The organism is Winogradskyella sp. (assembly GCF_013213975.1).
Taxonomy (GTDB): Bacteria; Bacteroidota; Bacteroidia; order Flavobacteriales; family Flavobacteriaceae; genus Winogradskyella.
Window position 1 is genome coordinate 1 of the sequence record NZ_JABSST010000092.1, and the last position, 10,764, is coordinate 10,764.

Annotated in this window: 9 protein-coding genes and 1 other RNA gene; 4 read left to right on the top strand and 6 right to left on the bottom strand. The window is 33.7% G+C overall.

The features are described 5' to 3' along the window. Window positions 1-658 precede the first annotated feature (658 nt). The 4 genes from HRU49_RS12655 to HRU49_RS12670 all read right to left on the bottom strand — a co-directional run bounded on the left by HRU49_RS12655 (window position 659) and on the right by HRU49_RS12670 (window position 6,283). A complete protein-coding gene (locus tag HRU49_RS12655) occupies window positions 659-1,849 on the bottom strand; it encodes a formylglycine-generating enzyme family protein (protein ID WP_296357724.1) in 1,191 nt (396 codons plus the stop codon). Window positions 1,850-1,863: 14 nt separating this feature from the next. Continuing rightward, window positions 1,864-2,541 (bottom strand): hypothetical protein, encoded by a 678-nt coding sequence (locus HRU49_RS12660; RefSeq protein ID WP_296357727.1) that lies wholly within the window; start codon window positions 2,539-2,541, stop codon window positions 1,864-1,866. A gap of 80 nt (window positions 2,542-2,621) precedes the next feature. After that, a complete protein-coding gene (locus tag HRU49_RS12665) occupies window positions 2,622-4,187 on the bottom strand; it encodes an arylsulfatase (protein WP_296357729.1) in 1,566 nt (521 codons plus the stop codon). A gap of 1,067 nt (window positions 4,188-5,254) precedes the next feature. Beyond that, a complete protein-coding gene (locus HRU49_RS12670; protein WP_296357731.1) occupies window positions 5,255-6,283 on the bottom strand; it encodes a hypothetical protein in 1,029 nt (342 codons plus the stop codon). Between the two features lie 116 nt (window positions 6,284-6,399). On the opposite strand from HRU49_RS12670, the gene HRU49_RS12675 reads away from it, so the two are divergent. The 3 genes from HRU49_RS12675 to HRU49_RS12685 all read left to right on the top strand — a co-directional run bounded on the left by HRU49_RS12675 (window position 6,400) and on the right by HRU49_RS12685 (window position 7,937). Continuing rightward, window positions 6,400-6,807, top strand: coding sequence for a hypothetical protein (locus HRU49_RS12675; protein ID WP_296357733.1), 408 nt, complete (start codon window positions 6,400-6,402; stop codon window positions 6,805-6,807). A gap of 117 nt (window positions 6,808-6,924) precedes the next feature. Next, window positions 6,925-7,344 (top strand): hypothetical protein, encoded by a 420-nt coding sequence (locus HRU49_RS12680; protein ID WP_296357735.1) that lies wholly within the window; start codon window positions 6,925-6,927, stop codon window positions 7,342-7,344. Between the two features lie 38 nt (window positions 7,345-7,382). After that, window positions 7,383-7,937 (top strand): porin family protein, encoded by a 555-nt coding sequence (locus HRU49_RS12685; RefSeq protein ID WP_296357737.1) that lies wholly within the window; start codon window positions 7,383-7,385, stop codon window positions 7,935-7,937. A 519-nt stretch (window positions 7,938-8,456) separates the two neighbouring features. On the opposite strand, the gene ssrA is transcribed toward HRU49_RS12685, so the two are convergent. Beyond that, window positions 8,457-8,851, bottom strand: a transfer-messenger RNA (tmRNA) gene (ssrA, locus tag HRU49_RS12690). 130 nt (window positions 8,852-8,981) lie between these two features. Between ssrA and HRU49_RS12695 the strand changes: the two genes are divergently transcribed. Continuing rightward, complete coding sequence (locus HRU49_RS12695) at window positions 8,982-10,190, top strand: NAD(P)-dependent oxidoreductase (protein ID WP_296357740.1); 1,209 nt, start codon at window positions 8,982-8,984, stop codon at window positions 10,188-10,190. On the opposite strand, the gene HRU49_RS12700 is transcribed toward HRU49_RS12695, so the two are convergent. After that, a partial coding sequence (locus HRU49_RS12700; RefSeq protein ID WP_296357743.1) for a DUF1361 domain-containing protein occupies window positions 10,153-10,764 on the bottom strand: 612 nt, incomplete at its 5' end. The two genes, HRU49_RS12695 and HRU49_RS12700, sit on opposite strands and share 38 nt — an antisense overlap.

The window sequence follows — 10,764 nt, forward strand, 5'->3', positions numbered from 1 at the left end:
AAACTTACAGCAGTACCGAATTCATCACCTGCTGCTTGGCCATTTTTAACAAGCAGTTTTGTTTGTGCATGTACGTTGATACAAAGTATGAAGGCCAAAAAAGCGATACAAAATTTTAGAATTGAAGTAATTTGTTTCATTGTAATTTGTTTTAATGTTCTGTGTGATTTTTGTTTGGAACAAAATTATATCGAGCCCTCTTTGAAGAAAATAGAGAGCTCCCCTCAAATTGTCTAGGGGGTAACCCCTAGACGCATATGCGGTAGTGGAGCGTAAAATTTTAAAAAGACAAAGGTTACTGAGTTACATAAGTGCTTTAACTGACTTAAAACGATGGTCTAGAGCATTTTAATTCGTTCTATTTTGGACGATTCGCTTTAAACTAAAGACCCTCAGTTTAACTAGTATTTTTTGGTTTTTGTTGTAAATATGAACTGAATAGTAAATTTTGAATGTGCCAAATCATGAATTATGGGCTTTGGTTTAAGATTTTGCCATAATGTGTTTTGGTTTTAGTATACCAAGCTAAGCCTGTAGAATAGATTATTACTTGTTACTATGAAGATCACGCTAATTCTTTTCGTGAGTTTTGACTTTAGGTTTTTCTTATCACGAGGGTATGACTTAGACATTTAAATAAACCAGTCGCGACTAAAACTTAAGGTGTCTTTACATCCTTAACTAATCTAAAGCCAAGATGTTCCATACCAGAATCTGGGCTTAAACGCATTCTTCTCGCATTTCTGTAACCAGAACACCATGAATCATTACATAAAAAAGAACCACCGCGGACCACCTTGTGGGTGGCGTTTGGATTGTAAATTTCAAAGGTTTTCTCTGGACCTTTTGGGTTATGACTTTGAATGCCAACTAAATCTAAATAATATGTAGCACTATACCAATCCATTGTCCATTCCCATACATTTCCTGAAATATCATATAATCCGTAATTATTGGGTTTAAAGGACATTACTGGTGCAACTTTTTCAAACCCATCATCCTTTGTATTCTTATAAGGAAAGTCCCCCTGAAAAAAGTTTCCTTGCTGAGATTTAACGTCTATTTTTGAGTTTCCCCATGGATACATAGTGTTTTCACCACCACCTCTCATGGCGTATTCATACTCTGCTTCTGTAGGTAATCGTTTACCAGCCCATTTTGCATAGGCTAAGGCATCATACCAAGAAATATGAGTTACAGGATTATTGTAAATTTCTGATAGTTTTGGATTAAGGCCATTTGGATTTTTCCATGACACGTCTTGTGTAAAGACCCACCATTGGTCTAAGGATTCGGTTTGTTTATTTTGATCTAAATAGTTGAAAATTAAACTCCCTGCTTTAAGACTTCCTTCGTCAGGTTTAGGTGTTCCTTGAGGTAATTGTTTTCTGAGTTCCTCCCAATTTATATCGATTTCTGCAACGGTTACATAATTCGTTGCTTTTACAAATTCTTCAAACTGTTTGACTGTGACTTCATGCTTGTCCATGTAAAAGTCATTTACTTTAACTGTATGTTTTGGGTATTCGTCATTTTGAGGTAAAGCGGTGGGAATTTGTGCATTATATCCTGATGCTACATCACCACCCATTTCAAAAACGCCGCCCTTTATAAAAACCATACCTTCGAGACTTGAATCTTTTTCGGGGTCCAACTCAATTTTAGCAATTGTATTTAGGAAGCTTTCCGATAAATAATTTTGCCCAAGTAAAGGAGATTCAATAGGATAGCAATACATATTTTCAGACGTTTTGCTAATAGTTATCGTTTTTGTCTCTTTTTTAGTTTTGTTATTACAACCAAGGCTAATAATCAAAACCAATAGACTAAACAACAATAATCTTTTCATCTTTATTTCTGGTATTAGAGTCCAAGTCTTAAGACTACAGTAATGGCTTTATCGTTTTCATTTTCGAGATTATTGCTATATTCTTCAAAACGGATTCCAAACGATAATAATCTTCCCTCAAGGACTTTTTTAGATATTAATAAACTATACTCTCTAGAATTAATATACCTTTCATTAATGTCTTCATTTCTCAAAAAGAACCATTCTATTTCTGTTGCTATAATCCAATCTTCTTCCGCTTCTTCCTCAATTGATTTTAAGGGATATTCCAAACCAACTTTAAACTTCGTCCTAAAATTAAAGTCGTATTCACTATCATTAAAGAAGAAGTTTCTAAACTCACCTTTTAACTCTTGTTTCAAAAGGAGCTTACTCGAAAGTTTATTCACAAGTTCAATGCCTATCCAAGGTCTAATTTCCCAAAAGTTTACAATGTCGTCATCGAAAGTATAATTATTTTTAAGCCCACCTATTAATCCAATAACGCCAAGTTCTTTGTATGTTTTTAAATCAAAACTAGCTCTGCTCCAACCTTCTTCGCCATATAGGTTTTTCCATTCAAGTTCACCATTTAAGTCCCATTCATCCGATTTGTTAACGTTAAATTCATAAGAAAAGTCGTGAAATACTTCAGTTTGACATGAAACGAAATAAATGCTTAAAAAGGAAACTAGACACGCTATTTGTTTCATAATTTCTAAATTAAATTTAAAACCAACCTCAACTAAGTTAATAGTATGAAGTTGGTTATAATAATAGAAATAAAGATGTTTTAGTTATTACCAGAAGTCAGAATTTTACTAATGGCTTTATTAATATCTAAAGACGCAGATTCTTGCCTAGGTGGATAATCCTTAAATGTTTCTAAGTGCTTAGTAAGCAAACCAATTGCTGGTTGCATGACCCAAGATTTTTCCATAATTTGGTGGAATCCGTTAATATCATCGTAAGTTTCGAAGGGATCTTTTCTCAAATTGAATAATTGTGGCATTGTATGGAATACCATGTCATCGAAATAGCGCTCCTTTGTTGCAAAATGCATTTTCCATGGTCCTAATCGGATCGCAGTAAGATTGCTTTCGTAGTAGTAGAAAATATGGTTTCTAGCAGATGTATCCGTTCTTCCGGTCCAATAGTCTAAGTTGTTGTAACCATCTATGAAAACTTTATAATTTTCATCACCTACTTTTTTACCTTTTTTAAGCTCTTCCTTAATATCTGGACTACCTACTGCTGCCATTATAGTTGGAAGCACATCTTCATGAGCAGAAATACCATTTCTAACTGTACCTGCTGGAATCTTATTTGGCCATTTTACTAGAAAAGGGGATCGCAAGCCACCTTCCCAAGTCGTCATTTTTTCACCTCTAAACATGGTAACTCCAGCATGTGGCCATGAGCTTTGTTCTGGGCCATTATCTGTTGTGTAGATAACTATGGTATTTTCATCTACACCTAACTCATTCATATAATCTAATAACTCACCTACATGACCATCATGCTCCATTAAACCGTGTCCAAAGTAGTCGTGATCAGTACTAATTTTTGTAGCCAGATTTTTAGACGATTCTTTTAAATGCGTGTAGACATGCATTCTACTTGTGGCATGCCATATAAAAAATGGTTTACCAGCATCCTTCGCTCGCTTCATAAAGTCTTTTGAGCGTTTAACAAGCTCATCATCAAATGTTTTCATTCGTTCTATAGTCAAAGGACCTGTATCCTTGATTCGTTGTTTGCCAACGACACCAAATCTAGGATCTTCGGTATTGTCAAACTCATTAGTGGCAAAAGATTCAATAACGCCTCTTGGACCATATGTATTAATGAATTTTTCATTCTTTGGATAATCGTCTTGTTCCGGTTCTTCAGAGACGTTGAGATGATATAAATTACCGTAAAATTCATCAAAACCGTGAGCTGTAGGTAAGTGTTCATTTCTATCTCCTAAATGATTTTTACCAAACTGCCCTGTCATGTACCCCATAGGCTTTAATAAATTTGCTATTGTTGGATCTTCTTTTTGTAGCCCTAGGGGGTTACCTGGTTGTCCTACGGTTGTTAAACCTGTTCTTATAGGTTTTTGTCCTGTTATAAAAGCTGCTCTACCTGCAGTACAACTTGGTTGAGAATAGTGATCTGTAAATAAAACACCCTCTTTCGCAATTCTGTCAATATTAGGTGTTGGATACTGCATTCCCATTGAATAGCAACTCAATGAGTTTGGTGCAACATCGTCAACCATAATTACCAAAATATTTGGGTTTTTTTGTGCGTAAATGTTACTGGCAATAATTACCGAAACTACGACTAAAAGTCGATACATTAATTTGGTCATAATAATTTTGATTTAGATTAGATTTTTAATAGTTTAAAGATAGTAATATTTTGAAATGAAACATGGTTGTATGTGTTATTTTTTATATCTAATTTGATTTGTATATGTTTGGTTTTAAAATACTTGTTGAGTTTAGCTTGTTATTTATAAGGTAATGAAATACAGAATGGATTCAAAAGAAAACATTGGAGATATTCAGCTAATACATTGATTAATTTAGTCGTTTAGAGTTTATCATTTGATTCAATTTATTTGGTGCATAGAATCCAGTAAATTCGTCAGAATTACTATTGCAAAGTTTAGACTATCAAAACTATTATGCAAAATGCGTATTAACAAGTGCCCAAAGCATTATTTTTCATCAATTGTTCAATTGAACTGTTGACGTAAATGACTATCTAAATATTGAAAAAACAGTTATCAAATGCAGTTGAAGCTGTAACCATTACATCTTATCCTTTTAAACAGAAGATTTCGCCAATTATTTATTAATTGAAACTGTATTGTTTTAAATAAAACATATCGTATTTTAAATGAAGATCAATTGACCATAGAGGTTCATCAAGTGCATACGGGCCTTTTGGGAAGTCTATTATATGAATCCTTTTTTTTAAACAATTGTCAAAAATATTTTCAAAAAGCAAACGCGTCTGTTTATCTATGAGCAAAAAAAAAGCTGTTTGGGTTAGGATTCATATACTGCTTATTTTACCTTAATAAATCTATTCTTAAGTTGAACGACGACACTTGTGTACCAATTTCCGTGACGTAAAACCAATTTAAAACTTAAGCTCACAGGAGTAAGCATGGTTTATTATTACCATATTCCAAGCCAAATATACTGATACAAAAAACATATCGATATACAGTTTAAATTTTATTGTTAAGGGAAGAGTATCTTCAAATTCCTTATTGGTGTGTTGTGATAAATATTAAACACGTTGTCAGTTTGATAGTATTGGTCTTAAACTTTTTTATGCTCTTGTTTCATACGGTTTAGATATGTGCTTGTAATTATTTAGAGATAATTCAATAAAGGAGGATTTTATGTGTCGGCCTAAAGAATTTCAATTTTTGGTTGTTTTTCCAGGATTAAATCCTTGTCCTCCCTGACTGGAATGATTTTGGTTAAACCATTTACCATTATGGAAATAGCTGCCTGTAAAATTACTTGGCAACCTACTATGCCAGCTCTTGTTATAATAATATTTGTTTCTATTTTCGCTCTTTTGCCATCCTGATGGAAAACCACTATGGTTGTCATTATTGGAGCTACCGTTGGTAGTATGCCATGCACCATTGTGAAAATACCTGCCCTTAAAATTACTTGGTAACCTACTATGCCAGAGTAAACTGTAGTAATATTTTCCTTGATTTTGTCGCCAATCTCGTGGATAATCGTTTTGATTTGCACCAGAATCTCCATGACCAGCGTGCCAACTCCCGTTATGAAAATAGGAGCCTCCAAAATTAGAAGGGAGTCTACTGTGCCAGCTCTTACTGTAGTAGTATTTATTTCTATTTTCGCTATTTTGCCATCCTGGTGGAAAACCACCATGGTTGTTATTATTTGAACTACCGTGAGCAGTATGCCATGCACCGTTATGAAAATATGACCCCTGAAAATCACTTGGTAACCTGCTATGCCAAGATGAATAATAATAATATTTTCCTTGGTTCCATTCCCAACCGGATGGATAAGAATGTCCGTTGTTAGAATTTCCATGAGCCGTTCTCCAACGTCCATTATGAAAATAATTCCCTCTATAATCACCTGAAATTTGATTATGCCATCCGCGATTATAATAGTAATTGCCCTGATTGTACTCCCAATTTGGGGGGAATGAAGCAGTACTGCCGTCATTCTCTTGACCATGAGCGGTATGCCAAGAACCGTTGTGGAAATAAGAACCATAAAAATTACTCGGCAATCTACTGTGCCATCCTGATTGGTAATAATACTTACCAGCATTAAATTCCCAATTAGGGGGATAAGAATTACGGTTTGGGTTGTAACCACTGCTTCCGGTATTATATACCTCACAGCTTGTTAGAATAAAAACTATTAACCCAATTAATATTAATTTGTGTCTCATAATATCACAAGGTACGAAAAATAAATGTGTTGCTTCGCTAAACCGAAATATTTACTTAATTTTAAACATGATAAGATTTAATCGTTATTTGGTGTTATTTTTGAATAAATTTAAACATGAAAAATAAACTAATTATACTTATACTATTGTGCCTTTTTTGGTCCTGCAGTAGTGATGATGATAACAATAGAGCATATGCAAATTTTATTGGTGATTGGTTCGTTTACAGTATCGTCATTAATGGACAGGAGCAAAATTTAAATAATTGTGATAGAGAAAATGTCTTTTATATCTACGATGATGGAACATTTGAGGAAGTTGGTATTTTTACGGATATAAATGGTAATTGTCAAACTGACTACGTAGATTTCGGTGTTTGGGATAGTCTGGGTAATGACAGATATGCACTAATTTATGATCCAGACTTTAACGGTTTTATATTTGAAGTGATTGTTAGAGTTGAAAACGAATCCTTTTCGATTACATATGATGATTTTTCAGTTTGGTCTTATGGGAAAGAGTAGTTGTTTGTTCGTGCGATAGTTGTTTAGAACACGAGTTAAAATCATCTCCTACTGCTTAATACTATGGATAACCATTAAAAACATTAGTTGTATTAATATATTGACATTAAATTGAATATGAAAAACATTAAGTTTACTTCGCTTGTTATAGTTATAATTACGCTCACATCTTGTGGTAATCAATTTAAATATTTTGGTAATGATTTTCCCGAGACTGAAAATGCTAAAATATATTTTAGAGAAGTAGATATCGAAAATAATTTTGAGGTTATTGGGAAACTCTATTGTGATTTTAAATTAAATACCAAAGACCAGAAAATTCAAAGAAAAATTATGACTCAGGTAAAGAAACATGGAGGTGATGGTGCATTGTTTGGTAATATGTCTGAAAATACTGTGGGTTCAGTGACGTCTTCGGTAGGAGCTTCTAAGCGTTTCGGCAAACGAAATGGGGCCAGTATTGGGGGGAGCATTTCTAAACAAAAAGATAAGCGTAAAGATCAAATGGTAATAACAGTGATTAAATTCAAAGAGTAATCTTTTTTGACAATATAGAAGCAACAAAATACAAAGACATGAAAAAACTACTATTATTCATTTTAATCGTAATCCAATATAATTTTGCTAAAGGCCAGGGCATTGATTTTGGTATAAAAGCAGGTGTTAATTTCTCAAAACTTAGCGACGCCTCTGATTTTAAAAATCAAACGGGTTTTGTTGGTGGTCTTTTTGCCGGTATTGATTTTAGTAACAAGTCAGGCATTAGAATTGACGCCTTATACTCAAAGCAAGGTGCGAAATTAACCGAAGGCGATTTTGATTTAAATTATCTAAACATACCGGTGGTCTACAAGCACCGTTTAATCAGTAAGTTGCATTTTCAAGTAGGACCCCAGTTTGGCTTTGTATTAGATGAAAATATAAATATTACTCAACCAGGTGGAATCATTGACGATTTAGACACTAAAAACTTTGATATATCTGGTGTAGTTGGTCTAGGACTCGATGTGCCTCTTGGTTTTCGTCTAGAAGCACGCTATATTTTTGGGCTATCTGATATAATAGACAATGCAAATTACGGGGGGAAAAATAGAGTTTTCTCTCTAATAATTGGTTATTCATTATTGTGATATTTTGCTTCTTTTATGGAAGCTCTTCTTTAATAAATACCTGATCAGTTCTTGATATTAAGAACCTCATTTGTTCTCGTACATTGTCTTTAGTGTATTTTACCACTTTTATTTTATGGTAATTTACGTCGTTAAACATTACTCATGGTCATAGAATTAAGCTGTATTTAGATTTTAATTTGCTGTGAAACAAATAAATAGGTTTGAAACGTATATGATTATGCGAACTATTGAGCATGTTTAAATGAAGCTCACTTTTTTTATCATTAAGAATTTTTGTCAAATAGGTAGCCCTTTTTAACATTATACTAATCTATTTTTAAAGGAATTATAGTTTTAAAAATGGATTATATTAACGCAAAGAATTTCCGTAAATATTATAATGATCATCTAAATCTCCCTGGTACTAATAATCTAAATTTTTAATTAAGCGATACAAAAGATAGGAAATTACCTTAGCATTGCTTTTCTCAATTAAAAAAGTAAAAGCCTCATATTTTATTTGAATATGAGGCTTTGTAGTGGAGTCGGAGAGAATCGAACTCTCGTCCAAACAAGTAACTAAAGAGCTTTCTACACGTTTAGTCTATTCTTAGTTTTTAGATAATAAGCTGGCTAAAGACAGCCTACTTATTACTTAGCTTTTAAATCTCAAAAGGGCATTAAAGCACTACCCAATCTTAGTTAATATTTACGATGCCTCTAAAAAGAACGCCATTAACCAAGGCTTTCCGGAGACATAAAGCTTGCTCACCTTGTGAGCCGAGGCCTAATCCTACTGTAATTCAGATTATGCAGCTAAAGCGTAGTTATTCTCGCCGTTTAAAATTTGGTCTAGCGTTTTACGTGTTTCAAAACCATTACACGACGTGCTTACCATTTAATTAATCTCGCTGTCAAAACCAGTCGACCCCAAGTTTTAATTAAAAAGGATGGCGAAGTTACAAAAAAAGTTGTGCAACCTCTTAAATCCATTTATTTTCGTGCAAAAATTGTTCCACAGCTATTTTTTGACGTTTTTGTCAGTTATTAAACGCTAATCGTATGAAATTCGCCATCATTAAAGAACGTAAAAATCCACCAGACAGACGTGTTGTGTTTTCTCCTGTAACGCTAGCAGAAGCTCGAAAGCGATTTCCTGATGTTGAGTTTATTGTAGAGTCTTCAGATATTAGAGTTTTTCCGGATGAAGCTTATGAAGCAGAGGGTTTCGAGGTAACCGATGATGTTTCTGATGCCGATGTTATGATTGGTGTTAAGGAAGTACCTATTAAAAATTTAATCCCTAATAAAAAGTATTTCTATTTCTCACATACGATAAAAAAGCAGCCTTATAATCGTAAATTATTAAGGGCAATGTTAGAAAAGAATATTGAAATGTACGATCATGAAACCATTATAAAAGAAAATGGCGCAAGGCTTATTGGGTTTGGTCGTTATGCTGGATTGGTAGGTGCTTACAACGGCTTTAGAGCATTGGGACTACGAGATGGCTTATTTGAATTACCAAAGGTTGAGTCTTTAGCAGACTTAAACGAAGTAAAGGCAGAGTTAGATAAAATTACCATTCCAAACATAAAAATACTTTTGACTGGAACTGGCAAAGTAGCCTATGGTGCAAAAGAAATTTTAGATCATTTGGGAATAAAAGAAATTAGTGATGCCTTATACTTAACTTCAGATTTTAACGAACCTGTTTATGTCATGGCTGATGTCATGGAGTATGCCAAAAGAAAAGATGGTAAAGTAGGTGATAAGTTTGAGTTCTATAAGGATCCCTCTGGTTATGAAAGTAATTTTATGGCCTATGCAAAGGTGACAGACTATTTTATTGCAGGACATTTCTATGGTAACAATGCACCGTATTTATTTACAAGAGACGATGCTAAACATCCAGATTTTAGAATAAATTTAGTGGCAGATGTCTCTTGCGATATCGATGGACCTGTGGCAAGTACCATTAGATCTTCCACTATTGCAGATCCATTTTATGGCTATCATCCAGAAACTGAAAAAGAAGTAGCTTTTGATGCTCAAGGAGCAATTACAGTAATGGCAGTGGATAATTTGCCTTGTGAGTTGCCAAAAGACGCTAGTGAAGGTTTTGGTGAAACCTTTGTTGAGCATGTGATTCCTGCATTTTTTAATGAAGATGAAAACGGTATTTTAAACCGAGCCAAAATCACAACAGGTGAAGGAGAACTTACAGAGCGTTTTAGTTACCTTCAGAATTATGTTGATGGTAAAGCATAGAGGATTTAAAAATCCAGTAACCTAGGACTAAAAAACTTCCAAATCCTAGTGTAAATAGCCAAGCTTCATAATGTTGAAAGGGTGATATTAAAATATCAAAAACATCAGAAATCAAAACTTGCGGATTGCTGATGATTTCCCATGAGTTATAACGTAAAAACCGTCCAAGATATACTCCAAAACTGCATAGAAAAAGTATTGTGTAGGTGACTGTACGTTTTGGGATTCTTTTAAACCTTGAGAAGATTATTGTTTGCATATCAAAGATTGATAGGTAAAATAAAAGTAATCCTGTTAGGGCAAAAGACAACACCACTAGTACATCAAACCATAGTAAGCTATCATCACTTAATCTTAAATGAATTAGATCTGTGACAATGTATGGAGCATTTGGCAAAAACGCTAACCATGCTAAGAACCAAAATCCCAATTTCCAGTCGCTAACTTGTTGTTTAGAGTTGAGGTACATACTGATGATATATGGAATTATTGCTAGGAATACATTCCACACTAAAAAAAGATAAAAAAAGGATTTGTTGAGTTTAATGCGTACCATTAAAGCTGTGATACTAAA

Excerpts from the sequence above, each read along its gene's own strand:
- HRU49_RS12655 (WP_296357724.1), bottom strand. The coding sequence starts at position 1,849 with ATGAAAAGATTATTGTTGTTTAGTCTATTGGTTTTGATTATTAGCCTT.
- HRU49_RS12660 (WP_296357727.1), bottom strand. The coding sequence starts at position 2,541 with ATGAAACAAATAGCGTGTCTAGTTTCCTTTTTAAGCATTTATTTCGTT.
- HRU49_RS12665 (WP_296357729.1), bottom strand. The coding sequence starts at position 4,187 with ATGACCAAATTAATGTATCGACTTTTAGTCGTAGTTTCGGTAATTATT.
- HRU49_RS12670 (WP_296357731.1), bottom strand. The coding sequence starts at position 6,283 with ATGAGACACAAATTAATATTAATTGGGTTAATAGTTTTTATTCTAACA.
- HRU49_RS12675 (WP_296357733.1), top strand. The coding sequence starts at position 6,400 with ATGAAAAATAAACTAATTATACTTATACTATTGTGCCTTTTTTGGTCC.
- HRU49_RS12680 (WP_296357735.1), top strand. The coding sequence starts at position 6,925 with ATGAAAAACATTAAGTTTACTTCGCTTGTTATAGTTATAATTACGCTC.
- HRU49_RS12685 (WP_296357737.1), top strand. The coding sequence starts at position 7,383 with ATGAAAAAACTACTATTATTCATTTTAATCGTAATCCAATATAATTTT.
- HRU49_RS12695 (WP_296357740.1), top strand. The coding sequence starts at position 8,982 with ATGAAATTCGCCATCATTAAAGAACGTAAAAATCCACCAGACAGACGT.